This is a genomic window from Olsenella porci (genome assembly GCF_009695875.1).
GTDB classification, from domain to species: Bacteria; Actinomycetota; Coriobacteriia; order Coriobacteriales; family Atopobiaceae; genus Olsenella_H; species Olsenella_H porci.
The window spans coordinates 499,020-524,153 of the sequence record NZ_VUNC01000001.1; the positions used below are offsets into that span (position 1 = coordinate 499,020).

Consider the following 25,134-nt stretch of genomic DNA (forward strand, 5'->3'; position numbering starts at 1 on the left):
GGAAGACACTCGACCTTCCGCAACGGAAGATTCGCATTATTTCCGGAGCATGAAAACCTAGGCACCGGTTCAAAGGGAAGGTGATGGCATGGCAGAGGCGTCCGCAGCTTCTTCCGCTCGCAGCATTGCCGAGCAGAAGAAAAAGGAGCTTGATGCGAGCTTCTTCAAGAAGGGAATCCTCGTCGCATTGTTCTCCAGCCTCATGTACGGCTTTTACACGGCGTTCATCACCGCCGGTGAGAGCTCGCAGCTGTGGCTCAGCTGGGTTAGCGCGGTAAGCCCCACGGCGTTCCTCGCCGTGTTCATCCTGCCCACCGTGGCGAGTGCCATCAATGACACCTGCAGCGCGCTGTGGGCGCTTGGCATCACCGCCAAGGAGGGCAAGCTTGCCGACTTCGGCCGCACCATCAACACCAAGCCCGGTCGCATCCTCATCATGAGCGCCCTTGTTGGTGGCCCCATCGCCACCGTCGCGTACATCATCGCCCTCTCTCAGGCGGGCACCATCGTGGTTCCAATCGCGGCGCTCAACCCTGCGATCGGCTCCATCCTCTCCCGCATCCTCTATAAGCAGGAGCTTGGTCCTCGCAAGATCGCCGGCATCGCCATCTGCGTCTTCGCTGGTCTCATGATTGGCTCCGCAAGCCTTACCGGCGACTCCTCCTCCAATATGGTCCTCGGCCTCGCGCTCGCGTTCGTGGCTGCCCTTGGTTGGGGCGCCGAGGGCTGCATCGCCGGTTATGCATCCTGCATGATCGACACCCAGATCGGCATCACCATCCGTCAGTGCGTCTCCGGTGTCGTCGAGCTGCTGGTGCTCCTCCCGATCTTCTCCATCGTCGGTGGCGTGTCCATGGGCCAGACCTTTGGCTACGTTGGTGCCGCGATTACCGACCTGCCCACCATCATCTGCTTCATCGTCGCGGGCTTCTCCGCCTATAAGTCCTTCGCAAGCTGGTATCGCGGCAACTCCATGTGCGGCACCGCCCTCGGCATGGCCTGCAATGGCACCTACACCTTCGTTGCCCCGCTGGTCACCTGGATCGTCGTCGGCCTGATCATGGGCGTCGACGGCTACGCCCTGGCCCCCATCGCCTGGGTCGCCGCCGTCGTGATGATCCTCGGCATCCTCGTGATTGCCGTTGACCCCAAGGAGCTCTTCGGAAAGAAGGAGGAGGCCTAATGCGCCCGCTCAACTACGCGATGCTCAAGTACTTCACCACGGTGGACGAGGCCAGCGTGGACGACGTCATGGACGCCCTTAAGGGCGACTACTCCGACTTCACAGCCTTCAAGCGCGACAAGATGCAGGAGGCGCTCATGACCGCCGAGAAGAACGGTCTTATCGGCGAGTCGCGCGTGGACCTGGACAAGAACGGGGACCTGCGCGTGTTCTACAGCGCAACCCCCGAGCAGCGCGACACGATCAATTCCTACATCAAGTAGAGGGGGTATGCCATGCGCTACAAGGGTGAGGAGGCCATCGGCCTCATCGAGACCATCGGAATGGTCCCCGCGCTCTATGCGGCCGATGCGATGCTCAAGGCTGGCGACACCGAGCTGATCAGCTACGAGAACATCGGCTCCACGCTGGTCACGATCATCGTCAAGGGTGACGTCGCGGCCTGCGAGGCGGCTGTGAAGGCAGGCATGGAGGCCGCATCCAGCATTGGGAAGCTCACGGCCCACAACGTCATGAAGCGTCCCGTGCCGCCCATCGGCGATGTCGTATCCGTCCACGACGTCGACTACAACTAGGGAGGAGGAGCAATGGCAAGCGAGGGCATGAACGCTCTGGGAGCCATCGAGACCTTTGGTCTCGTCTGGGTGCTTGAGGCCGGCGACGCCATGTGCAAGGCGGGCGACGTCGAGCTTATCGGCTACGAGAACACCGCCTCCGGCTACATCTCGATTCTGGTCCAGGGTGACGTCGCCGCATGCAAGGCTGCCGTCGAGGCGGGCGTCAAGGCTGTAGAGGCGCTGGGTGCCGAGGTCTACAGCTCCGTCGTGATCCCCAGGCCGCATCCCAGCCTCAAGAAGATCACCGATAAGTACACCGTCGAGAAGCTCCTTCCCTACTAAGGGGGTGTCCCATGTCTCTCATCGATAACGACCTTCTCTCCATACAGGAGGCGCGCATCCTCCTGGAGCACGCGGCGGATTCCGCCGAGGTCCTCGAGGGGCTGCCGGGGACGCTTGTCGACGATTTCCTGACCCATCTCCGCGAGGGTCTCCTTCCCAAGGCGCAGGAGTACGCCGAGGAGGCGTTCGCGGAGAGCGACTACTGCTCACCCGAGGACGAGGCCGGGCTCACCAAATGGGTCGTGACGGACCTCCTTGACGACGTCTGCTCCCAGACGCCCGTCCAGCGGATCGTGCCCTCGCGCAACGGGTCCGCCGAGGTATGCCTCTCCAAGGGCGTCGTGGTCTCGCTCCTTCCCGATTGGCTCGCGGTCCCGACCATGCTGAGCCAGCTCTTCATGGCCGTTCGCTCCAAGAGCCCCATCGTCTTCTCTGCAACGGCCCGCATCCATGGCACGTGCGAGAAGGTCATGGGCGATGTGCTGCAGATCGCCGAGTTCTGCCACTATCCCACAGAGGCGATTGGCTTTCTCAGCATCTTCTGCCCGGAGGGGGAGGAGTGGGTCTGCTCCCAGCCCTGCGTGCGCGTGGTCATCGACTCGCGCGAGGATGCAAGCGTGCGCTCCTTCGACGCGGTGGGTAGGGACGTGTACTACGCGACGCTGGGGAACAACCCGGTATTCGTGGAGTCTACGGCAGACCTCGCCCTCTGCGCCGACGAGGTCGTGCTGGGGAAGTCCTACTGCTACGGCATGCTTCCCGGTGCCGAGCAGAGCGTGGTGGTCGAGAGGGCCGTGGATGCCAGCTTCCAGACGGAGCTCCGTCGGCGTGGGTGTCACTTCCTCTCCGACGAGGAGGCCGACCGCCTGGTCCGCACGCTCTTCATGGACGACGGTCGCCCGTACCGTGAGCTCATCGGTAAGAGCGCCTTCGACCTGGCGCGTCGCGCCGACATCGTGGTACCCGAGACCACCAAGGTGCTTGTGGTGGAGAAGCCCTACGTCAGCGACCGCAGCTTCTTCTCCAAGGCAAAGTACGGCCCGGTCCTCTCGTACTACGTGGAGGACAGCTGGCGCACCGCCTGTGAGAAGTGCATCGAGCTGATCCTGAACAGTGGGCACGGCAACGCGCTCGCGATCTTCTCCAAGGACCCCGAGGTCGTGAGGCAGTTCATCCTCAAGAAGCCCGTGGGAAGGGTGCTCGTCAACGTGAGTACCGGCCTGGGTTGCATCGGATGTCACAGCGACCTGCCCAAGACGCTCACCGTCACCGGGTGGGATTGCGCCACCACCTCCGAGCTCGGCGTCACCTATGGCGACTTCGTGCGTAGGCGCCAGGTTGGCATTGGCGGCAGCGCCTCCGCCAAGGATCTCCTGGAGCGTGCGAGCTCGTGCGACCATACCCCGGTCGCGATCAAGGTTCACCTTCCCGAACCCAAGACGGTCCGGGAGGGCCGGGGCGAGGGATCCGACAGCGTTGGCAAGGAGCCGGGGGATTGGTTCTCCGGTGTGGTTGAGGCAATGAAGAACGATTCTGAAGAGGAGTGAGAATGGACATTAAGGAGTTCGCAAAGGAGCTGTCCGAGGCTACCAAGGACATGTCCGACGAGCAGCGTGCCACCGTCCGCAAGATGTTCGAGAAGGTGGCGGACCAGCTCGACGCCCCCGCCCCCAGCGCACACGCGGCCGTGAGCGTTGACACCCCCTACGACGTGCCCGACGGCCCCACCGACCGCCAGGTTCGCCTGAAGGACAACTTCCTCAAGCAGGTCCCGAGCATCACCATGTACCGCGCCCGTGCGGTCACCGAGATCATGAAGGCCAACCCCGGCATGCCCAAGATCGAGCTGCGCGCCAAGGCCTTCCGCCACTGCTGCGAGACCGCGCCCCTCGTCATCCAGGACGACGAGCTGGTCGTGGGCGCCCCCTGCGGCGCACCTCGCGCCGGCGCCTTCTCGCCCGACCTCGCCTGGCGCTGGCTGCGCGACGAGCTCGACACCATCGGCGATCGTCCCCAGGACCCCTTCTACATCTCGGAGGAGGACAAGCAGTACTGCCGCGACGTCCTGTTCCCGTTCTGGGAGGGCAAGTCTCAGGACGAGATCTGCGAGGACCAGTATCGCGAGGCGGGCGTCTGGGAGCTCTCCGGCGAGTCCTTCGTCTCCGACTGCTCCTATCACGCAATGAGCGGTGGCGGCGACTCCAACCCCGGCTACGACGTGATCCTCATGCACAAGGGCATGCTCGACATCCAGCAGGAGGCCAAGGATCACCTGGCAGAGCTTGACTACGCCAACCCCGACGACCTGGACAAGATCTACTTCTACAAGAGCGTCATCGACACCACCGAGGGTGTCATGATTTACTCCAAGCGCATGAGCGACCACGCCAGGGAGCTCGCCGCCAAGTGCGCTGACCCCAAGCGCAAGGCCGAGCTGGAGCAGATCGCCGACATCCTGGCCTACGTCCCGGCACACAAGCCCCGCACATTCTGGGAGGCCGTGCAGTCCGTCTTCACCATCGAGAGCCTGCTCCCGGTGGAGGAGAACCAGACCGGCATGTCGCTGGGCCGTGTGGACCAGTACATGTACCCGTTCTACAAGGCTGACATCGAGGCTGGCCGCATCACCCCGTACCAGGCCTTCGACATCGCGGGCTGCATGCTCATCAAGATGAGCGAGATGATGTGGGTCACCTCCCGTGGCCAGTCCGAGTTCTTCGCCGGTTATCAGCCCTTCGTCAACATGACGCTGGGTGGCGTCACCCGTCAGGGCCACGACGCGACCAACGAGCTCACCTACTTGCTCATGGACGCCGTCCGCCACGTCAAGGTGTACCAGCCCTCCATCGCCTGCCGCATCAACAACAAGTCCCCCGAGAAGTACATGCGCAAGATCGTCGACATCGTGCGCTCGGGCATGGGCTTCCCTGCGTGCCACTTTGACGACACGCACATCAAGATGATGCTCGCCAAGGGCGTGAGCGTCGAGGATGCCCGCGACTACTGCATGATGGGCTGCGTCGAGCCCCAGAAGTCTGGTCGCCTGTATCAGTGGACCTCCACCTCATACACCCAGTGGCCCATCTGCATCGAGCTCACCCTCAACCACGGCATCCCCCTGTGGTACGGCAAGCAGGTCACGCCTGACTACGGTGACCCTGCGCAGTACAAGACCTACGAGGAGTTTGACGCCGCGGTCAAGAAGACCATCTACTACGTGACCAAGTGGACTGATGTCGCAACCGTGATCTCGCAGCGCGTTGCCCGCGACGTCGCCCCCAAGCCTCTCATGTCCATCATGTACGAGGGGTGCATGGAGCACGGCAAGGACGTCTCGGCCGGTGGCGCTATGTACAACTACGGCCCCGGCGTCGTGTGGACGGGCCTTGCGACCTACGCCGACTCCATGGCCGCCATCAAGAAGCTCGTCTTCGACGAGCACAAGTACACCCTCACCCAGCTTGCCGAGGGTCTCAAGGCCGACTTCGAGGGCTACGAGCAGATGCAGCAGGACTGCCTCAACGCCCCCAAGTATGGCAACGACGATGACTACGCCGACAGCATCGCGGCAGACATCATCGACTACACCGAGCACATCCACCTGGACTTCAAGACGCTGTACTCGCACATGTCCACCGGTACGCTCTCCATCTCCAACAACACGCCCTTCGGCGAGATGACGGGCGCCACGGCGAACGGCCGCAAGGCCTGGACGCCGCTGTCCGACGGCATCAGCCCCACCCAGGGCGCCGACCACAGGGGACCCACTGCCATCATCAAGTCCGTCTCCAAGCTGTCGAACGATTCCATGAACATCGGCATGGTTCATAACTTCAAGCTCATGAGCGGCCTGCTCGACACCCCCGAGGGCGAGAACGGCCTCATCACGCTGCTGCGCACCGCCTCGATGTTCGGCAATGGCGAGATGCAGTTCAACTACCTGGACAACAAGACGCTCATCGATGCCCAGAAGCACCCCGAGAAGCACCGCGACCTGGTCGTGCGCGTCGCCGGCTACTCCGCGTTCTTCAACGAGCTCTGCAAGGACGTCCAGGACGAGATCATCAGCCGCACCATGCTCACCAAGTTCTAATTCGCACAGGGGTTCGAAGGTCAAAGAGGAGCCGCACGCCGCGGTACGTCGTCGAAGGGAGAGGTTGCAATGAGCCATGAGCAGGGAAGCGTGGAGCGCAAGGCACGCATCTTCAACCTTCAGAAGTACAACATGTACGACGGGCCCGGCGTGCGCTCCATGGCCTTCCTCAAGGGTTGTCCGCTCCGTTGCAAGTGGTGCTCGAACCCAGAGAGCCAGCTGCGTGGCCACGAGGTCATGTTCAAGAGTGCCAATTGCGTAAACTGCGGGGCGTGCGTCGCCGTTTGCCCGGTGGGCGTGCACAAGATGGTCGATGGCGAGCACGTGGTCGACCACAACGTGCAGTGCATAGGTTGCCGCCAGTGCGAGCAGGCATGCATGTATAGCGCCCTTCAGGTGATGGGTGAGGACCGCCCCATAGACGAGATCATCGAGTTCTTCGATGAGGACCAGGACTTCTATCGCATGTCCGGGGGCGGCATCACGCTCTCTGGCGGCGAGGTCCTGGCCCAACCCGAGGCGACCCTGTCGATCCTCATGGCATCGAAGGCGCGTGGGTACCATACCGCGATCGAAACCTGCGGGTACGCGCCCACCGAGACGATCATGAAGGTTGCCCAGTACGTGGACCTCTTCCTGTTTGACATCAAGCAGATGGACCCCGTCAAGCACAAGTACTGGACGGGCGTCAACAACGAGCAGATCCTCTCCAACGTGAAGAACCTGCTCGAGAACGGCTACAACGTGAGGGTCCGTATGCCCCTGCTCAAGGGGGTCAACGACTCGAAGGAGGAAATCGACGCCGTCATCGAGTACTTCAAGCCCTACCGCTACCAGAAGAACTTCGATGGCGTGGACCTTCTCCCATACCACAAGCTGGGCGTCGGCAAATATGCGTCGCTCGGCAGGGACTACGAGATCAAGGACGACCCGTCGCTCTCCGAGGATGACCTCAACCGTGTCGAGGGGTGGATCAAGGACGCGGACTTCAAGGTCAACCTCGTCAGGCACTAGACGGGAAGCCAGAGACGCCCCGGTAGCACGGGGCAAGGGAAATCAGAGGGGAGGAAGGCATGCACTACGTAACCGAGGACGAGCTTCGCGAGGCCTATGCCAAGGCGCCGTTTGGGACCTATGAGCTCCCCGAAAATGCGCGCCTCACGCCGAGCGCCCGCCAGTTCCTGATCGACTTCAGGGTCGACTTCGACTCAGGCGAGGGCGAGCAGGCACCCAGGGCACACGGCCAGGCGGCGGCGAAGGGCGTTCGCGGCGAGGGCCCCTGCGATCTGGGGGCGCTCGTGCACGACGCCAACCTCCTGGGCGCAAGGCTCCGCCTCCTGGCACGCAGGTCGCTCGGCATCGACAATGCCGTGGCCCGCAGGGCAGAGGCGCTCGGCCGCAGGTGGCAGGAGGCGCGTACCCCGGCGGACCTGGTCGCCGACCAGCCCAAGGGTGACGTCGTCGCAGAGCCGCCCGGTCCGCCGCCAGCACCGGCCTTCGATGCCGCCGTGCACCCCGTCTTCTTCGAGATGGCCTACGTGCACGCGCAGCTAGGCCGGTATGCCCGGGCATGGGACAACGCCCGTGGCACGGCGGGGCCAGAGGAAGCCCGGACGATAGGCACCTGGGTGTCGCAGGCGGCACTCATGTGCAAGGAGTTGGAAGAGGCAGTTTCTAGAGCAGAGGGGGAGGTGTAGGCGATGGTCGATCTGGAGGGTGCAAACCAGAGGCTCGAGGAGCTCCTGGCCTGCGTCGACCACCCCAAGGCAGTCAAGGAGGGCCAGAGGCTCTACTGCGGGCTGGACCTGGGCACCGCCTTCATCGTCCTCGTCGTCCTGGACGAGGACGGCAACCCCGTCGACTGCAAGTACCAGTTTGCGAGCGTGGTCAAGGATGGCATGGTCGTCGACTACGTGGGCGCCTGCGACATCGCCCGCAAGCTCAAGGGACAGATAGAGGAGGAGCTTGGGGTCGAGCTGGAGGAGTGCGCCGTCGCTATCCCGCCCGAGACCGGGTCGCTCGACGGCGGTGCCGTCCGCAACGTCGCCGAGAGCACGGGCATGGAGTGCATCGCCGTGTTCGACGAGCCCACCGCTGCCAACCTTCTCATAGGTACCAAGGACGGCGCCGTCGTGGACATCGGCGGAGGCACCACGGGCATCTCGGTCTTCGAGGACGGGAAGGTCGTGGAGTGCATCGACGAGTCCACGGGCGGTACGCACTTCTCGCTCGTCCTGGCGGGTGCCAAGGGGATGACCTTCGACGACGCCGAGCGCTACAAGAGGCAGCCGGAGAACCATCGCGAGGTCCTGCCCATCGTGGCACCCACCATCGACAAGGTCACCTCGATCATCCAGCGTGCATGCAGCGGCTACGACGTCCCCGAGGTGATTCTGGTGGGCGGCACGGCTGAGCTCACGGGCATCGAGGACAGGGTGCGCAAGCACCTTGGCATCGAGGTCCACAAGCCCAACCACCCCATGTTCGTCACGCCTATGGGCATAGCCCTTGGCTGCAGGCTCAAGGCCAGGGAGCTTGAGAATGGTTGACATCAAGGTGATCAAGGCCCCGGCGCCAGGGACCATGCAGATCATCCGGCAGAGGAGTGGGGCGCGCTGGAGCGAGGACTTTCGCCCCGCGGCGGTCGGCCTGGTGCAGGGCAAGCTGATCGAGATGGTCGTGGCGAGTGACATCGCCGAGAAGACCGCAGGAGTGACGGTGACCGACGTCAGGGGTTCCTGCCCCCAGAACATGGTGATGCTCGCCATAGCCGGCGAGACGGCGGAGGTCATGGAGTGCCTGCAGAAGATCAGGGACGGAGGGGACGGAACGCATGATTGTCGGTAAGCTCATCGGCTCCATTTGGGCCACCCGCAAGTACGACGAGCTCAACGGCATGAAGCTCATGCGCGTGGAGGTCGTTGCGGGAGACGATGCCGGAAAGCAGCTGATTTGCGTCGACACCATCAGCGCGGGCGTCGGCGACCGGGTCATCGTCACCACCGGTGCCTCCGCGTACCTCTTCATGAGGGACGAGTTCCAGAAGAACGCCCCGGTTGACGCAGTGATCGTAGGAATCATCGACGAAGACGTGAGTCTTTAGGAAAGGAGGATGGGATGAAGAGGCTGATCAGCGCCCAGGACGTCATCGCGGCCGCAGAGCGTCACGAGAACCTCGTCGTGGACGGGAACACCATCGTGACCGCCCAGGCGCGTGACGTCGCCAAGGAGCGCGGGGTCCTCCTCGAGACGGCTTCCGCCGCCGCGAAGTCCGCACCTCACGCAGAGGCGGCGCCCGTGGCGGAGCACCACGAGGAGGCCCATCACGAGGAGCACCACGAGGAGGTGCACCACGAGGAGGCCAAGGCCGTGCAGCCCGCGCTCTCCGCGGACGAGCTGGAGCGCGTCATCTCCGCTGCCTTTGAGAAGGGCATCTGGACCAAGGAGGAGGTCGAGGCCCTCTTCAAGCCCAAGGCGGCGATTGACGCCAACATCGTTCCCGTGGGTGTCTCCGGCCGTCACATCCACCTCTCCCAGGAGCACCTGGAGCAGCTCTTTGGCACCGGTTACCAACTCACCCCGATCAAGGACCTGAGCCAGCCGGGGCAGTTTGCCGCCAAGGAGTGCGTCACGCTCGCCGGCCCCAAGGGAGTCATCCAGAAGGTGCGCGTTCTTGGCCCCGTGCGTCCCAAGACGCAGGTTGAGGTCCTCGCGGGCGATACCTTCAAGCTCGGCATCCCCCAGGCGATCAGGCTCTCGGGCCACCTGGAGGGCACTCCGGGCGTGACCGTGATCGGGCCCAAGGGCACGGTCGTCCTCGACGAGGGCGTCATCGTCGCCGCCCGGCACATTCACATGAACCCCGCGCAGGCCGCTGAGCGCGGCTTCCACGACGGCCAGGTCGTCTCTCTCAAGGTCGGCGGGGAGCGCGGCGGAATGCTCGACAACGTCATCATTCGCGTGACGGAGAGTGGCAACCTCGATTGTCACATCGACACCGAGGAGGCCAACGCCCTCCACATCAAGTGCGGCTCAACGGTTGAGGTAGTTAGGTAGTGCGGGCGCCGAGGCGTAGGCACTAGACCCAGGGAGGAAGAATCATGGCAAGCACGACTGAGGCACTCGGGATGATCGAGACCAAGGGTATGGTCGGCTCCGTCGAGGCGGCGGATGCGATGGTCAAGGCGGCCAACGTCCGCCTGATCGGCAAGGAGCTCGTGGGCGGCGGCCTGGTCACCGTCTTCGTCCGCGGCGACGTGGGAGCGGTCAAGGCCGCCACGGACGCCGGCGCGGCTGCCGCGCAGCGCGTGGGCGAGCTCCTCTCCGTCCACGTGATCCCGCGCCCGGACGGCATGGTCGAGTCGATCCTGCCCCACGCCGAGGCGTAGGTAGATGGCCGCGCAGAAGTCCGGGCAGGAGGGCGCTCCCAAGCGCACCTCCTCCCGCAGGGGGGCGGGCCAGGCGGCCGAGGCGGGCAAGCAATCTGCGGACGCCCCCAAGGCCACCCCGTCCAGGAGGGGCGCCAGCCGTCCCTCCACCCCCCGCAAGGAGCAGGCGACCGCAGCCGACAAGGCTAAGCCCGCGGCGGCGGTGGTCGCAAAGCCGGAGGCCAAGCCCGTCTCGGCCCCCAAGGCAAAGGCGGCGGAGCCCAAGCCGGCACCAACGCCCAAGGCAGCACCCGAAGCCCAGGAGCAGAAGGCTCCCGAGGCACCCAAGACGGAGGCCCAGCCCACCAAGGCGGAGCCCCACCCAACCAAGGAGGTAACCACAATGGCAAACGCCATCGAGGCACTCGGGATGATCGAGACCAAGGGAATGGTCGGCGCCGTCGAGGCGGCCGATGCCATGGTCAAGGCCGCAAACGTCAGGCTCGTGGGCAAGGAGCGCGTGGGCGGCGGCCTGGTCACCGTCTTCGTCCGCGGCGACGTGGGAGCGGTCAAGGCCGCCACGGACGCCGGCGCGGCTGCCGCGCAGCGCGTGGGCGAGCTCCTCTCCGTCCACGTGATCCCGCGCCCGGACGGCATGGTCGAGTCGATCCTGCCCCACGCGGAGTAGCGTCACCGTCCCAGTACCAACCGTCAGCTAGCCGGAAAGAGGCATGATGCAGGAATTCGATTACGATCTCCAGAGCATTCAGGCTGCGCGTGACCTGGCTCGCAAGGGACAGGTTGCCGCCAACCAGATTGCCAACTACAGCGTCGAGCAGATCGACCGCATCCTCCGCTCCATGGTCGAGGTCGCGGAGAAGAACGCCGAGAAGCTTGCACAGATGGCCGTCGAAGAGACCACCTTTGGCAACGTCCACGACAAGATTTACAAGAACCACATGGCCTCCGGCCTGCTCTACGAGCAGATCAAGGACAAGAAGACCATTGGCGTCATTGACGTGGACGAGAAGAACCAGGTCATCACCATCGCCGAGCCCGTCGGCCTGGTCATGGGCATCGTGCCCTCCACCAACCCGACCTCGACGGTGCTCTACAAGTCGATGATCGCACTCAAGTCGCGCAACGCCATCGTCTTCTCCCCGCACCCCAAGGCCGCCAAGTGCACCAACCTCGCCATCAAGCTCATGAACGACGCCGCCGTCGCCGCGGGTGCGCCCGAGAACATCATCCAGGGCATCTCGATGGCGACCATCGCCGCCACCAACGAGCTCATGCACGCGCCCGAGGTCAAGATGATCATCGCCACCGGTGGCCCCGGCATGGTCAAGGCCGCCTACAGCTCGGGCAAGCCCGCCCTGGGCGTCGGCGCCGGCAACTCGCCCTCGTACATCGAGCGCACCGCCAACGTGAAGCAGGCCGTCCGCCAGATCGTCGCCTCCAAGACCTTTGACAACGGCACCATCTGCGCGTCCGAACAGAGCGTCATCTGCGAGACCTGCAACCACGACGAGGTCGTCGCCGAGTTCAAGAAGCAGGGTGGCTACTTCATGTCCGAGGAGGAGTGCGCCAAGGTCTGCAAGATCCTGTTCCGCAACGGCCACTCCATGAGCCCCAACTTCGTGGGTCACGCCGCACTCGACATCGCCAAGGCAGCCGGCATCAGCGTTCCCGCCGACACCAAGATCCTCATTGGCGAGCAGCACGGCGTTGGTCCCGAGTGGCCCCTCTCCTACGAGAAGCTCACTACCGTCCTCGCGTTCTACACCGTCGCCGACTGGCATGAGGCATGCGACCTCTCCATCGCACTCCTCCAGAATGGCATCGGCCACACCATGAACATCCACACCGAGGACAAGGAGATCGTCCGCAAGTTCTCCGTCAAGCCCGCCTCCCGCATCCTCATCAACACGGGCGGAACCCAGGGCGGCACGGGCCTCTCCACCGGCCTCGAGGTCGCGCTCACGCTGGGTTGCGGCACCTGGGGCGGCAGCTCGGTCTCCGAGAACGTTGGCCCCCAGCACCTCATCAACATCAAGCGCGTCGTCAACGGCCTGGTGGAGCCCGATGAGGTCGCCGCGAAGGACGAGACCTTCGCCAAGTGGCACCCCGAGCTCGCCGCGCAGTACGGCTGCGCCCCCCACGCCGAGGGCGGCTGCGGCTGCTCCGAGGCGCACTGCGAGCCCGCGCACGAGACCCAGGAGACGGGCATCGAGATGCCCGTGGGTCACGGCACCAGCGGCATCAGCTACTCCGTGGGCTGCAACTGCTGCGGTGGCCAGACCGTCACTCAGGAGGACCTGCAGCACCCCAGCGACGCTATCGACGCCGAGGAGCTCAAGAAGATGGTCAACGAGCTCGTCGCCGCGTTCCGTGGCGAGTAGGACAAGCGACCTTTCGGGAAACGTCTGCCAAGAGGCAAGGAGCTGAACTATGAACGAGGCACTGGGAATGGTCGAGACCGTGGGCTGCGTTGGTGCAGTCGAGGCCTCCGATGCCATGGTCAAGGCCGCCGAGGTCACCCTCGTGGGCAAGGTCAACGTTGGCGGCGGCATCGTCACCACCTTCGTGCGCGGTGACGTCGCCGCGGTCAAGGCTGCCACCGACGCCGGTGCGGCTGCGGCCGAGCGCGTGGGCGAGCTCCGCTCCGTCCACGTGATCCCGCGTCCGCACTCCGACGTGGAGCTGATCATCCCGCACCTGAACGCGTAGGACCTTGGATCTCTCGGTCTTCTACACCGAGCTTGACCGTCTGTACGGCGAGCCGGGGTCGGACGTCGCGGGCTTCCTTCGGGAGGCCCTGCGGCGCGCCCGGCTCGCCGGGGACGGGCGGGGGGTCGCTGCCGCGGCCAACGAGCTCGAGAGCGTCCTGCGCCTCCGTGGCGAGCTGGACGAGGCCGAGGCGCTGTGCGAGGAGGTCCTTCGCGTGCTGGGGCGCGAGGGTGCCGGGGACGACGAGAGGGCGCGTGCCCTCATCAACCTTGGCGACGTCTACGTTGCCCAGGGGCGCTACGCCACTGCAGTCGATGCCTTCGACCGTGCCGAGGCGCTCCTGGGGAGCGGAGACGCCCACCCCTACGAGGTGAGCGCGATCTGCAACAACCGCAGCAGTGCGTATCGCGGGCTCGGGCGCTTTGCCGATGCTCGCTCGGACCTCAGGCGGGCGGGGCGGCTCCTGGAGCGCGTCCCGGGCTCCGAGGGAAGGCGGGCGACCAACGCGATCAACCTCGCGCAGGTCCTTTTGGACGAGGGACGCGTGGAGGAGGCCGCCGAGGCCATCGGGCCCGCTCTTGAGGCGTTCCGTACCCTCGGCGGAGGACGCGACGTCCACAGGCCCCACGCCCTGGCGACCGCGGCGCAGATCGCCTACCTGCGCGGGGACTACGCGGAGGCGGCGCGTCTCTACCGCGAGGCCGCGGGCGTGATGCGCGACAAGCTCGGCGACGCCCCCAACGTAGGCGCCCTGGAGGCATCCGCGGCGCGCATGGAGGGCCTGGCGGCAGCCGGCGCGTAAGGGTCCCACGGAGCCTTCGTGGGATGGTGAGAGAAGATCGGGAGGTGCGGCATGAGGGGCATGGAGCTGGCAAGGCGGTACTTCGGGGCCTACGAGCCCACCCTCGTGTTTGGGCTCCCGTACTCCGTGGAGCGGAGGCTGGCCTTTGGCCTCGTCGGCCCCGGCTCCGAGTGCCTTGGATTTGACGACGAAGCCTCGCAGGACCACGACTTTGGCCCCGGCTTCTGCGTGTGGGTCCCGCGTGAGCTCTATGCCGACTGGGGAGAGGAACTCGCGCGCCGCTACGACGCGCTCCCCAAGGAGTTCATGGGCAAGAGGCGCGTCGAGACCGCCCTCGCGGGCCAGCGCGTCGGGGTGTTCGAGACCGAATCGTTCTATCGCACGTTCACCGGCTTGGAGCGCGAGCCCCAGGGTGTGGCGGAGTGGCTCCGCATCCCCGAGCAGTTCCTGGCCACCGTCACCGACGGCGAGGTCTTCAGCGACGCGAGCGGGCAGTTCTCCCGCATGCGTCGTGCGCTCCAGGGCTTCTATCCCCAGGACGTGGTGAGGAAGAAGGTCGCGGCCAACATGGCGGTCATGGCCCAGTCGGGCCAGTACAACCTCTGGCGCTGCCTGCGCAGGGGGGACGTAGTCGCTGCCGGCACCGCTCGCACCGAGTTCCTGCAGGCTTCCATGGCGGCGCTGCACCTGCTGTCTGGAACATACATGCCGTTCTACAAGTGGTCGTTCCGCTCGCTGTCCGATCGCGCCCATGTGCCCGAGCCCATCTGCGCGCTCGTCTCCCGTATCGCGGCCGCTCCGGTGGCGGATGTGGCGCAGACAGACGTCGAGGCCCTGTGCGGCGTGGTCCTCGCGACCGTGCAGGCACTGGGATGGGCCGCCGGGGACTCCGACTTCCTGCTCGATGCCGCGACGGCCGCGTGGCAGGGCATCCCCAACGACTACCTCAGGGAGCGGCCGCTCAACGAGGGGGCGTATCGCTGATGGGCACCTGCGCTTGCACCTGCCGTGAGGGCTCCGGCTCCTACGGCCGCCGCCTGGAGCGTCGCAGGGCGATGGATGCGCTCTTCTCCGCGCCCGCCGTCGTGGACGTGATGGCGGGGGAAGGGCTTGGCGAGTCTGGCCGCGCCGACCTCCGGAGGCTCGTGGGGCTGGAGTGGGAGCAGTTCGACGCCGTCCTGGGCATGAACGGACGTGCCGGCTGCCAGGACGACCTCCGCTCGTTCCTCTCGTACCGCTGCGCCCAGTACCTGGCCTTTCCGCACCCCCTCATCCCCCTGGTGCTGGGGGAGTACGTGGAGGCAGAGCGCACGGGCAGAAACCTCGTGGAGGAGAAGTACGCGCGCATGATGGCCGTGACCGATCCCGACGGCTACCAGCGCGACTGGGCGCGTAGGCTCGGCACCCCCTCTCCCGTGCGGGCAGCGGCGCTGCGTCAGATTCGTGCGCTCCTTTCGCCGGCCCTCGAGTCGGCCGCCCGCGAGCTGCCGCAGTCCCATCGGCATGCCCGGCCCGACGAGTCGGTGCCCGGCAGGGTCTCGGCGCTCGACTACTTCGAGGCCGAGGTGGCCGGCTATTCGCTGGGAACGCTGTTCGCCCTCAGGGACGCGCTGGGGGAGCAGCTGAAGCACACCAACCCAATTGCCCTGAGCTACGTCCTGGCGGCGCGTCTCGGTAAGGCTACGGAGGCGATATCTTGAACTTGCACGGAAGGCAGGACAGGTGCGACCTCTACCAGATAGGGGAGGTCAGCAAGATCGGCGGAATCTCGCAGCGCACGCTGAGGCACTACGACGAACTCGGCCTCATGGAGCCCGACGTGGTGGGCGACAACGGGTACCGCTACTACAGCCGCCAGACCATGCTCAAGATTCCGGTGATTCACTACCTCAAGATGATGGGCTTCTCGCTCGACGAGATCGCCTCCATGCAGCAGCACTCCAACCTGCTGGAGGCCAAGGAGCTCTTTGCCAAGCACCTCGTCACCTGCGACGAGGAGGCGCGGCTGCTCGCCGAGAGGCGCGAGGCAATCATCGACTGGACGGAGCTGGTGGACGAGGCAAACATGGTGCTTCGCGTACGTCCCACCGCGGTGAGCGTGAAGTACCTCGCCCCCCGTGACCTGCTGTGCCTGCACTCTCGCTTCACCGGCGGGTTTGCCGAGTTAATCGTGAGCCTTGACTTCGCCTCCTACGTGAGCAGCCTCGATAACGCCATCACGGGACCCGTCGTCATAGGCTTCGACACGGTCGAGGACGCGGTCCTCGCCGCCTCGCAGGGATGCGAGTGCGACGTGCTCCTGCTGCAGAAGGCAATCCGTCCCATCTCCAAAGAGAACGCGTGGGCCATGCCCGGTGGCATGTACCTCTCCACCTACCACATAGGTGCCTTCGAGGAGATGGGATCGGCTTACCAGAGGCTCCTCAAGTTCGCGCGCGACAACGGCTACAAGGTCACCGGCATGGCGCTCGAGCGCTTTGTGACCGACTTCTGGACCACCGACAACCCCGAGCTCTTCGTTACCGAGATCCTGCTTCCAACAGAAACGGAGTAAAGATGAACGAGTTCTATCTCAAGGCAAAGCTGTTCTTCGGTCCCCAGGCGGTTGAGCACCTGGGCTCTCTCAAGTGCTCAAACGTCCTCGTCGTCACCGACGGCTTCCTGCAGGAGTCGGGCATGGTCAACAAGATGACCCAGTATCTGCCCGCGGGGGCTCACGTCACCGTATACTCCAACGTCAAGCCTGACCCCAGCCAGGAGCTGGTGGATGCCGGCGTCGAGATGATCTTTGACGTCAAGCCCGACCTGGTGATTGCCTTTGGCGGCGGCTCGTGCATCGACGCCACCAAGGCCATCCTCTACTTCGCGGGGGAGAAGGGCATGGAGCGCCCGTACTTCCTGGCCATCCCCACCACGGCGGGGACCGGCTCCGAGGTTACGAACTTCGCGGTCATCACGCGCGGCACCACCAAGGTCGCGCTGATTGACGACGCGCTTGCGCCCGATGGCGCCCTTCTCGACGCCAGCTTCACGCGCTCCGTCCCCCCCAAGATCACCGCCGACACCGGTATGGACGTCCTCACCCACGCGCTCGAGGCCTACGTGAGCAACAAGGCCACCACCTTCACCGATGCCATGGCCGTAAAGGCACTCCGCATCGTCTTCGAGGACCTTCCCGTGGTCTTTCACGACGGCGACGCCATGAGGGCGCGCGGCCGCATGGCCGAGGCCTCCTGCGTGGCGGGCATCGCCTTCACCAACGCCGGCCTGGGCATCAACCACAGCCTGGCGCACGCGCTGGGCGGCCGCTTCCACGTTGCCCACGGGCGTCTCAACGCCATCCTCCTGCCCTACGTGATGCGCTTCCACATGGCCGAGGCAAAGTACCGCGAGCCCTACGACCGCCTCGCGCACGAGCTGGGCATGGCTGACGCAGACGAGCTGCTGCAGCGCGTCATCGACCTGCGCCACGAGCTTGGCATCGAGAACACCCTGGCAGACCTGGGCACCATCGACCCCGCCGCGTTCGAGGAGCACGTGGGTGACATGGCCGAGGCGGCGTCCCACGACCGCTGCACTCCCACCAACCCGCGCCCGGTGTCGAAGCAGGACCTCGTGAACCTCTATCGTGACGCCTACAACGGCTAGGGACGTCGCCTGGCGGTGCGGAGCCTTCCCTGGGTCGCCGCACGGCCGGGCGTGACCGCCCGCATTTCCTCTCCTCCCCCTGGGTGGGCCGTCCTCCACGTACGTCAGGAGGACGGCCCGTGCCGTTTAGCGATGGCTGGATTGACATTCACAAGAGGTAAGCCCTTAAGAAATGAACCGAGTGACTGAACTATCCGTGAAACGGAGGTCGTGAGCGTGGACAACGATCAAGGCCAGATTCGTGTTGTGCAGGAGACCGTCTCGGGCAAGGAGATTACCCTTGCCCATGTCATCGGCGGGCCGGAGCCCATCATCTACACCAAGCTGGGCCTGAACCCGTCGGTCGACTATGGCACGAGTGCGCTGGGAATCATGAACATCACCCCGCCGGAGTCGGCGGTCATCGCCTCGGACATCGCCGTCAAGAGCGGTGCCGTGTACCTTGGCTTCGCCGACCGCTTTACGGGCACCATGATCATCACGGGCGAGATCGCCGACGTCACCACCGCCATCACCGAGGTCGTGGAGTTCTTCCACGACACCCTTGGGTACGTCACCTGCAAGGTAACGAAGCGCTAGGGGCTCCCGGTGGGCGAGAGAATCACAAGGCAGCAGTACCTCGAGGACTTTCTCAAGGAGAAGGTTCGGCGTGACGAGAGGGGAGAGTACCGCTTCACCCGCGTGCGCGTGCCCGGCCGCGAGATCGACCTAGCCCATGTGATCGGCACGTCCGACCGGTCGACCTGCTGGACGCTCGGCTTGGACATAGGTACCCACGAGGGCGAGGACCACACGGGGGAGGCCATCGGCTTCATGCGCTTCACCCCATGGGAGGCCGTCGTCGTCGCGGCAGACATAGCGGTGAAGCATGGCTCCGTCGACATCGGCTTCATGGACCGCTTCAACGGGTCCCTCATCCTCACGGGCGAGATCGCCGAGATCGAGAGTGCCGAGCGGGAGATCCTCGACTACTTTGGCAACGAGCTCAACTTTCACGTATGCAAGATGACCCGCAGGTAGGGAGGGGGAGAGATGAAGCGCCTGTTCCTGATGGGCCGCAGCGAGGCGGGAAAGACCTCCCTCACCCAGGCCCTGCGCGGAGAGAAGCTCCACTACCACAAGACGCAGTACACCTACACGGACGACGACACCATCGACACCCCGGGGGAGTACTCCGAGTCCAAGCAGGTGGGCGTGGGTTTGGCCTGCTTCTCGTTCGAGTCGGACGTCGTAGCGCTCCTGATAGCGGCAAACGAGCCGTTCACGGTGTTCGCCCAAGGCTGCAACAACTTTCTCAACCGTCCCTTCATCGGCATCATCACCAAGATCAACGAACCCAACGCCAACATCCCCATGGTTCGCCAGTGGCTCGAGCTCAGCGGGTGCCAGCGCATCTTCCTCGTGGACAACGCCACGGGGGAGGGTATCCCCGAGCTCCGCGCCTACCTCGCGGAGGACATCCCACCCATCACCCTGGAGCAGGCCATGGAGCGTCAGAGGCTGGGCCTGACCGACTGGGAGACCACGCCTGCCGGCGCGTAGGGTCGGGCCCATGGCCGAGGCTTTTCTCGCCCGGTCTCGCCCATCGCCACCTGCAGATTGGGTCGCACCGCAAGGTGGGCTGCACCGCTGGCTGGGTCGCTCCACCTGCCGGGACGGGCGGTCCGCCGGGGCGTCTCGTAAGATTTTGCGCGCTTAGGCACCGGCCGGGTGGCCAGCCCTACAGCGCGTGCCTCCTGCGCTCGAGCGCGGCGTGTACCATGGCGTGCTCGGTGCGGTACGTGAGCAGCATGTAGCCCCCGTACACGACCACGAAGATCCTTGCCATCTGCCCTCCCCTCGGGAACGCCGCCCGCATGGCGGCCCTGGCCACTCATGGTAGTACGTAACCGGGCGCCCTCCTGGCGCTCCCATGGTCGCGACATGCCCCCGCCGACACTTCGCCGCTGCCATCCTCTGGCATAACCAGTTATAAATTTTCTTATCTCATCCAGTCCCTAGCACAAAACTCGTTTTGGGGGAGTCTGGTTCTTGTGGAGCTTTGGCGTTTGCCGAATTGTCGATAAGTGGGGAATAAGGTGAAATGTTGTTCTGGGTGGCAATTTGCCACCTGCGGCGATGTCGGTTATCGACAAGGTTTCAACGCTTTCGACCAGCAATCAACAATATCTTGTGCCGACTCGCGGGAAAAAACACTACGGATTGTGTCATAGTGAGGCACGTCAGATAGAGCCGACCTGTTGTCGCGAGCTGGGGGAATACCCCGGAAAGCGGCGAGTGGGCGGCGTGGGAGACCAGAACAGCGGGGGATGCACGAGATGAAGATCATCAAGCGCAACGGCTCGGAGGTCCAGTTCGACCTCTCCAAGATTAGGAACGCCATCAAGGCGGCCAATGCCGAGGTGCCCGAGGACGATCGCCTCACCGACCGCGAGGTCGAGTTTGCCACCCTCAACGTGCAGGACCTTTGCGCCGACGCCGGCCATACCGTCACGGTTGAGGAGGTCCAGGACATGGTGGAGGACCAGCTCATGGCCCTCGACCGCTTCGTCGTGGCCCGCCACTACATCATCTACCGCTACGTGCAGAACCAGAAGCGCCGCAAGAACACCACCGACGACCAGATCCTCTCGCTCATCGAGTGCAACAACGAGGAGGTCAAGCAGGAGAACTCCAACAAGAACCCAACGGTCGTCTCCGTCCAGCGCGACTACATGGCAGGTGAGGTGAGCAAGGACCTCGCCATGCGCACGCTGCTTCCCGCCGACGTGGTTGAGGCCCACCGCGAGGGCATCATCCACTTTCACGATGCGGACTACTACGCGCAGCACATGCACAACTGCGACCTCATCAACCTCGATGACATGCTGCAGAACGGCACGGTCATCTCGGGCACGCTCATCGAGAAGCCCCACAGCTTCAGCACCGCGTGCAACATTGCCACGCAGATCATCGCCCAGGTTGCCTCGTGCCAGTACGGCGGCCAGTCCATCTCGCTCACCCACCTGGCCAAGTTCGTGGACGTGAGCCGCAAGAAGATTCGCCGCCAGGTCTATGCCGAGATGGAGGTCATCGACGCCCATCCCAGCACCGACAAGATCGAGGCCATGGTGGAGAAGCGCCTGCGCGAGGAGGTCGCCCGCGGCGTCCAGACCATCCAGTACCAGGTCGTCACGCTCATGACCACCAACGGCCAGGCACCCTTCATCACCGTGTTCATGTACCTCAACGAGGCGGAGAGCGAGCAGGAGAAGCACGACCTCGCCCTCTGCATCGAGGAGATGCTCAAGCAGCGCTACCAGGGCGTCAAGAACGAGAAGGGCGTCTGGATCACCCCGGCGTTCCCCAAGCTCATCTACGTGCTCGAGCCCGACAACATCACGCCCGACGGCGAGTACTTCTACCTCACCAAGCTTGCGGCCAAGTGCACCGCCAAGCGCATGGTGCCCGACTACATCTCAGAGAAGAAGATGAAGGAGTACAAGCTCAGCAAGGGCGAGACCGAGGGCAACGGCGACTGCTACACCTGCATGGGCTGCCGCAGCTTCCTCACGCCCGACCGCTCGGGCAACGGCTATGGCAACGTGGCCAACGCCAAGAACTACGACCCGAACAAGCCCAAGTACTACGGCCGCTTTAACCAGGGGGTCGTCACCATCAACCTCCCGGACGTGGCCCTCTCCTCGGGCGGCGACATGGACAAGTTCTGGCAGATCTTCGACGAGCGCCTGGAGCTGTGCCACAAGGCCCTGCGCTGCCGCCACGACCGCCTCTGCGGCACGCTGTCGGATGCAGCTCCCATCCTGTGGCAGTACGGCGCCCTCGCACGCCTCAAGAAGGGCGAGACCATCGACAAGCTGCTCTACGGCGGCTACTCCACCATCAGCTTGGGCTATGCCGGCCTCTACGAGTGCGTCAAGTACATGACCGGTCACAGCCACACCGATGCCGAGGCCACGCCGTTCGCGCTTGCCGTGATGCAGCACATGAACGACAAGTGCTCCGAGTGGAAGGCCGCGGAGGACATCGACTACTCCATCTATGGCACCCCGCTGGAGTCCACCACGTACAAGTTCGCAAAGTGCCTGCAGAAGCGCTTTGGCATCGTGAAGGGCATCACCGACCACGGCTACATCACCAACTCGTACCACGTCAACGTGCGCGAGAAGATCGACGCCTTCACCAAGCTCAAGTTCGAGAGCCAGTTCCAGCGTCTCTCGCCCGGCGGCGCCATCAGCTACGTCGAGGTCCCCAACATGCAGGACAACCTCGAGGCGGTCGTGCGCGTGATGCAGTTCATCTACGACAACATCATGTACGCCGAGCTCAACACCAAGAGCGACTACTGCCAGGTGTGCGGCTACGACGGCGAGATTCGCATCGTGGAGGACGACGGCAAGCTGGTGTGGGAGTGCCCCAACTGCGGCAACCGCGACCAGAGCAAGATGAACGTCGCTCGTAGGACCTGCGGCTACATTGGCACCCAGTTCTGGAACCAGGGTCGCACGCAGGAGATCAAGGACCGCGTGCTGCACCTGTAGGGCACGGGGGAGAAGCGACAGACCGGAGGGGCTCGGTGCGATGGCGTCGGGCCCCTCCTCCTGCGTGAGGGCAAACCCCTGCCTGGCCAGTCCAGTGGTGCAGGAGGTGTGCACGAGTTGCCTTCACGTAGCCCCAAGATGTGTGGGTGGTGTGTCCCCCGCGTGTGCAACTCGTCCCGTTTGCGTCAGGTGGTTGCGATGTGAGAACGTTCACCCAAGCCCCTCTCCTATAATGCCCCCGCTCAACGAGCGAGGTATTGAATACGCACCCAACCCAATGGGAGAGGAAATATGCCACTCTGGAACACTCCGGGCGAGGTCAAGGCCGCGTTCTTTGACGCGGATGGAACACTCATCTCGCCCAGCACCAACCATCGGATTCCCGAATCCACGCAGGTCGCCATCTCGGAGCTGCGCAAGGAGGGCGTCAAGTGCTTCCTGGCAACGGGCCGCCCCCCGTACCAGTGCGACGAGATCCCCATCGACAACTTTGAGGGCTTCATCCTCTTCAACGGCCAGCTTGTGCTGACGCGCGACGAGATTCTGTTCAGCGAGTGCCTTGATCCCGACGATGTTGCCACGGTGGTGCAGCAGGTACATGAGGGCAAGTACCACTGCCTGTTCATGGAGCGTGGCCGCTGCTACATCGACAGCCACGACGGCCTGGTGCGCTCGGCCGAGGAGTTCGCCGGTCTCACCTACGAGGAGGGCAACATCGATCAGGCGCTCCACAACGACATCTACCAGCTCAACGTCTTTTTGGGGCCGGGCGAGACGGGCGTCCTCACCGAGGCCACCAACAGCTTCAAGGTGACCAGGTGGAGCCCCAACTTTGTGGACGTGTTCCCGCGCCACGGCGGCAAGGCCCGAGCGGTCCGTCGCGTGCTCGAGCTGTATGGCATCTCGCCCGAGGATGCCATTGCGTTTGGCGATGGCGGCAACGACCTCGAGATGTTTGGCACCGTGGGCACCTCCATCGCCATGGGCAACGGCAACCCTGAGGTCAAGGAACAGGCGGACTACGTCACGGACGACATCGCCCAGGACGGCATCTACAACGCCTGCTTCAAGCTTGGCCTGATCAAGGGCGCATAGAGTCTTGCGGGACATGGGCCCTCGTCCCTGCGAAGGCCTCGGACGTGGCTGCCGCGTGGCGACCGCATGAGGCGTATCCCCGTCCCCACCGCCCCGCGCCTACCGGGCGAGAGGGGCGGTCTGCCATCGCGGGACATCCGGGCCACGGGAGTGGGTATCTCTCCCACTTGAGGGGGCGCGGATTCCCATGGCGTGCGCCCCGGGAAGGGGAATGCCCATGACTGGCGGCGAGTTCCATGACCTGGTGCGTTCGTCTCGCACCTTCCGACGCTTTGACGAGGGGAGCCGCGTCACGCGAGAGCAGTTGCTCGGCCTGGTCGACACGGCGCGATTTGCCCCCACGGGGAACAACACACAGCTGCTGCGATTCCATGTGGTCGACGATCCCGCGACGGTCGAGCACTGCGCGGCAAGTCATGGCTGGGCCGCCCTCTTCAGGGACTGGGACGGTCCCAAGCCGGGGGAGAGGCCCACGGGCTACATTGCCGTATGCGGTCCCACCGGCGCGGGCGGCAGTGCGATCCGCAACCTGGATGCCGGCATCGCCGCGCAGACGATCATGCTCGCCGCGCGGAGCGAGGGCCTGGGTGGGTGCATCATCAAGAGCTTCAAGCCGAGCCTGGCCGACGACCTTGGCATCTCACAGCAGGGGTACGAGATCCTGGTGCTTCTCGCCATCGGCGTCCCGGCGGAGCGCGTGGTGCTGGAGGAGGTTGATTCCGGCCACGGCACGCACTACTGGCGAGACGACCAGGGCACCCACCATGTCCCCAAGCTGCCGCTGGATGACCTGCTGATTTAGCTGGGGTCGACGGGTGCCCCGCATCTCGGGTCGTCTGCGCATGCGGAACCCACTTCGGACGTGCCCAAGCTCGCTGGGTACTCCCGCTTGCGGGACCGATGCCTCGCATGACCGACATCTGGCTGAAAGTGGAGCCACGTCGCATGCCATTGCGAGGGTGATGTCCCATGGGAACCAGTCTCGAGAGCGGGTGGGCCCACTGCCACAGGCGCAGGGTCGCTGTCGCGGTCGCCATCGCCTGTCTTGTCGCCCTCGTGGCGGGTGCCGTCTACCTTCACCAGCGGGATTACTACGTCCCCGCTGGGGAGGCGCGCATCGTTCTGGTGGGGGAGGAGCACGGCAAGAAGTCCCAGTACGACGAGGAGCTGCGCGTGTGGAAGGCGCACTACTCGTCTGGGAGCCGCGACCTCTTCGTGGAGCTTCCCTACTACACCGCCCAGTACCTCAACCTGTGGATGTCCGCGAACGACGACGCAATTCTCGACCAGCTCTGGAAGGACTGGGACGGCACGGCGGCCCAGAACGCCGACTACTTCGAGCTGCTGCGATCCATCAAGCGCGAGTGCCCCCAGACCGTCTTTCACGGGACCGACGTGGGTCACCAGTACCAGACCACGGGGGAGCGCTACCTTGCCTATGCGAGCAAGAGGTATGGGGCTGCCTCGGAGGAGGTGGCCCTCGCGCGGGAGTGCGTGAACCAGGGCATCCACTACTACGAGCAGACCAACTGCGATGACGACTACCGCGAAGGCCAGATGGTCGCCAACTTCGAGCGGGCCTACGACGCCCTGGGTACCAAGGAAGTGGTCGTGGGGTTCTACGGGGCGGCCCACTCCGATCCGCGCGGCAAGAGCTTCAGCGGCCACGTGGACAGCATGGCCAACCAGCTGCGACAGCACTACGGGGACGTGGTGTCGTACCAGTTTGCGGGGGCGATCGTGTAGCGCGGCTGGGATGAGTCGACAACGACCGCT

The 25,134-nt window shown here is 64.6% G+C and carries 28 protein-coding genes; all 28 read left to right on the forward strand.

Annotation, left to right across the window (positions count from 1 at the left end; translation table 11 throughout):
• Positions 1 to 88 precede the first annotated feature (88 nt).
• The 28 genes from FYJ68_RS02210 (at position 89) to FYJ68_RS02345 (ending at position 25,104) form a co-directional block, all read left to right on the forward strand.
• A complete protein-coding gene (locus FYJ68_RS02210; protein ID WP_154433661.1) occupies positions 89 to 1,183 on the forward strand; it encodes a hypothetical protein in 1,095 nt (364 codons plus the stop codon).
• Positions 1,183 to 1,446, forward strand: a complete 264-nt coding sequence (locus tag FYJ68_RS02215; protein ID WP_154433662.1) for a hypothetical protein — start codon at positions 1,183 to 1,185, stop codon at positions 1,444 to 1,446. Before FYJ68_RS02210 ends, FYJ68_RS02215 begins: the two co-directional genes overlap by 1 nt.
• Positions 1,447 to 1,458: 12 nt before the next feature.
• Positions 1,459 to 1,758 (forward strand): BMC domain-containing protein, encoded by a 300-nt coding sequence (locus FYJ68_RS02220; RefSeq protein ID WP_154433663.1) that lies wholly within the window; start codon positions 1,459 to 1,461, stop codon positions 1,756 to 1,758.
• A 12-nt stretch (positions 1,759 to 1,770) separates the two neighbouring features.
• The gene (locus FYJ68_RS02225) at positions 1,771 to 2,082 is read left to right on the forward strand and encodes a BMC domain-containing protein (protein ID WP_154433664.1); all 312 of its coding nucleotides are present in this window, start codon (positions 1,771 to 1,773) and stop codon (positions 2,080 to 2,082) included.
• A gap of 11 nt (positions 2,083 to 2,093) precedes the next feature.
• Positions 2,094 to 3,629 carry an aldehyde dehydrogenase family protein gene (locus FYJ68_RS02230; protein WP_154433665.1) on the forward strand — a complete coding sequence of 512 codons (1,536 nt, stop codon included), beginning with the start codon at positions 2,094 to 2,096 and terminating at the stop codon, positions 3,627 to 3,629.
• A gap of 2 nt (positions 3,630 to 3,631) precedes the next feature.
• Positions 3,632 to 6,175 (forward strand): choline trimethylamine-lyase, encoded by a 2,544-nt coding sequence (cutC, locus tag FYJ68_RS02235; RefSeq protein WP_154433666.1) that lies wholly within the window; start codon positions 3,632 to 3,634, stop codon positions 6,173 to 6,175.
• 69 nt (positions 6,176 to 6,244) lie between these two features.
• Positions 6,245 to 7,189, forward strand: a complete 945-nt coding sequence (cutD, locus tag FYJ68_RS02240; RefSeq protein WP_154433667.1) for a choline TMA-lyase-activating enzyme — start codon at positions 6,245 to 6,247, stop codon at positions 7,187 to 7,189.
• Between the two features lie 59 nt (positions 7,190 to 7,248).
• A complete protein-coding gene (locus tag FYJ68_RS02245) occupies positions 7,249 to 7,872 on the forward strand; it encodes a hypothetical protein (protein ID WP_154433668.1) in 624 nt (207 codons plus the stop codon).
• A 3-nt stretch (positions 7,873 to 7,875) separates the two neighbouring features.
• Entirely contained in the window at positions 7,876 to 8,724 is an 849-nt protein-coding gene (gene eutJ / locus FYJ68_RS02250; protein WP_154433669.1) for an ethanolamine utilization protein EutJ, read from the forward strand.
• Positions 8,717 to 9,022: a BMC domain-containing protein gene (locus FYJ68_RS02255; RefSeq protein WP_154433670.1), complete on the forward strand. Its 306-nt coding sequence runs from the start codon at positions 8,717 to 8,719 to the stop codon at positions 9,020 to 9,022. The genes eutJ and FYJ68_RS02255 overlap by 8 nt, the downstream gene beginning before the upstream one ends.
• On the forward strand, positions 9,009 to 9,278 hold the full coding sequence (locus FYJ68_RS02260) for a EutN/CcmL family microcompartment protein (protein ID WP_154433671.1): 270 nt from the start codon (positions 9,009 to 9,011) through the stop codon (positions 9,276 to 9,278). The genes FYJ68_RS02255 and FYJ68_RS02260 overlap by 14 nt, the downstream gene beginning before the upstream one ends.
• Positions 9,279 to 9,292: 14 nt before the next feature.
• Positions 9,293 to 10,231 carry a phosphate propanoyltransferase gene (gene pduL / locus FYJ68_RS02265; RefSeq protein ID WP_154433672.1) on the forward strand — a complete coding sequence of 313 codons (939 nt, stop codon included), beginning with the start codon at positions 9,293 to 9,295 and terminating at the stop codon, positions 10,229 to 10,231.
• A gap of 44 nt (positions 10,232 to 10,275) precedes the next feature.
• Positions 10,276 to 10,563 (forward strand): BMC domain-containing protein, encoded by a 288-nt coding sequence (locus FYJ68_RS02270; protein ID WP_154433673.1) that lies wholly within the window; start codon positions 10,276 to 10,278, stop codon positions 10,561 to 10,563.
• 382 nt (positions 10,564 to 10,945) lie between these two features.
• Positions 10,946 to 11,230, forward strand: coding sequence for a BMC domain-containing protein (locus FYJ68_RS02275; RefSeq protein WP_154433782.1), 285 nt, complete (start codon positions 10,946 to 10,948; stop codon positions 11,228 to 11,230).
• Positions 11,231 to 11,273: 43 nt separating this feature from the next.
• Positions 11,274 to 12,944: an acetaldehyde dehydrogenase (acetylating) gene (locus FYJ68_RS02280; protein WP_229771946.1), complete on the forward strand. Its 1,671-nt coding sequence runs from the start codon at positions 11,274 to 11,276 to the stop codon at positions 12,942 to 12,944.
• A 49-nt stretch (positions 12,945 to 12,993) separates the two neighbouring features.
• Positions 12,994 to 13,272, forward strand: a complete 279-nt coding sequence (locus FYJ68_RS02285; RefSeq protein WP_154433674.1) for a BMC domain-containing protein — start codon at positions 12,994 to 12,996, stop codon at positions 13,270 to 13,272.
• A gap of 4 nt (positions 13,273 to 13,276) precedes the next feature.
• Positions 13,277 to 14,074, forward strand: coding sequence for a tetratricopeptide repeat protein (locus tag FYJ68_RS02290; RefSeq protein ID WP_154433675.1), 798 nt, complete (start codon positions 13,277 to 13,279; stop codon positions 14,072 to 14,074).
• Between the two features lie 51 nt (positions 14,075 to 14,125).
• A complete protein-coding gene (locus FYJ68_RS02295) occupies positions 14,126 to 15,058 on the forward strand; it encodes a DUF4037 domain-containing protein (protein ID WP_154433676.1) in 933 nt (310 codons plus the stop codon).
• Positions 15,058 to 15,774, forward strand: coding sequence for a DUF4125 family protein (locus tag FYJ68_RS02300; RefSeq protein ID WP_195837681.1), 717 nt, complete (start codon positions 15,058 to 15,060; stop codon positions 15,772 to 15,774). The genes FYJ68_RS02295 and FYJ68_RS02300 overlap by 1 nt, the downstream gene beginning before the upstream one ends.
• On the forward strand, positions 15,771 to 16,628 hold the full coding sequence (locus FYJ68_RS02305) for a MerR family transcriptional regulator (protein WP_229771947.1): 858 nt from the start codon (positions 15,771 to 15,773) through the stop codon (positions 16,626 to 16,628). Before FYJ68_RS02300 ends, FYJ68_RS02305 begins: the two co-directional genes overlap by 4 nt.
• A 2-nt stretch (positions 16,629 to 16,630) precedes the next feature.
• The gene (locus FYJ68_RS02310; protein ID WP_154433678.1) at positions 16,631 to 17,722 is read left to right on the forward strand and encodes a 1-propanol dehydrogenase PduQ; all 1,092 of its coding nucleotides are present in this window, start codon (positions 16,631 to 16,633) and stop codon (positions 17,720 to 17,722) included.
• A gap of 216 nt (positions 17,723 to 17,938) precedes the next feature.
• Positions 17,939 to 18,301, forward strand: coding sequence for a BMC domain-containing protein (locus tag FYJ68_RS10430; RefSeq protein WP_326832164.1), 363 nt, complete (start codon positions 17,939 to 17,941; stop codon positions 18,299 to 18,301).
• A 9-nt stretch (positions 18,302 to 18,310) separates the two neighbouring features.
• Positions 18,311 to 18,742, forward strand: coding sequence for a BMC domain-containing protein (locus tag FYJ68_RS10435; protein ID WP_326832165.1), 432 nt, complete (start codon positions 18,311 to 18,313; stop codon positions 18,740 to 18,742).
• A gap of 12 nt (positions 18,743 to 18,754) precedes the next feature.
• Positions 18,755 to 19,264, forward strand: coding sequence for a EutP/PduV family microcompartment system protein (locus FYJ68_RS02325; protein ID WP_154433679.1), 510 nt, complete (start codon positions 18,755 to 18,757; stop codon positions 19,262 to 19,264).
• Positions 19,265 to 20,040: 776 nt separating this feature from the next.
• Positions 20,041 to 22,263 (forward strand): anaerobic ribonucleoside-triphosphate reductase, encoded by a 2,223-nt coding sequence (gene nrdD / locus FYJ68_RS02330; protein ID WP_154433680.1) that lies wholly within the window; start codon positions 20,041 to 20,043, stop codon positions 22,261 to 22,263.
• A gap of 291 nt (positions 22,264 to 22,554) precedes the next feature.
• Positions 22,555 to 23,358: a Cof-type HAD-IIB family hydrolase gene (locus FYJ68_RS02335; RefSeq protein ID WP_154433681.1), complete on the forward strand. Its 804-nt coding sequence runs from the start codon at positions 22,555 to 22,557 to the stop codon at positions 23,356 to 23,358.
• 217 nt (positions 23,359 to 23,575) lie between these two features.
• On the forward strand, positions 23,576 to 24,160 hold the full coding sequence (locus FYJ68_RS02340; RefSeq protein WP_195837682.1) for a nitroreductase family protein: 585 nt from the start codon (positions 23,576 to 23,578) through the stop codon (positions 24,158 to 24,160).
• Positions 24,161 to 24,327: 167 nt separating this feature from the next.
• A complete protein-coding gene (locus tag FYJ68_RS02345) occupies positions 24,328 to 25,104 on the forward strand; it encodes a hypothetical protein (RefSeq protein ID WP_154433683.1) in 777 nt (258 codons plus the stop codon).
• Positions 25,105 to 25,134: the final 30 nt, after the last annotated feature.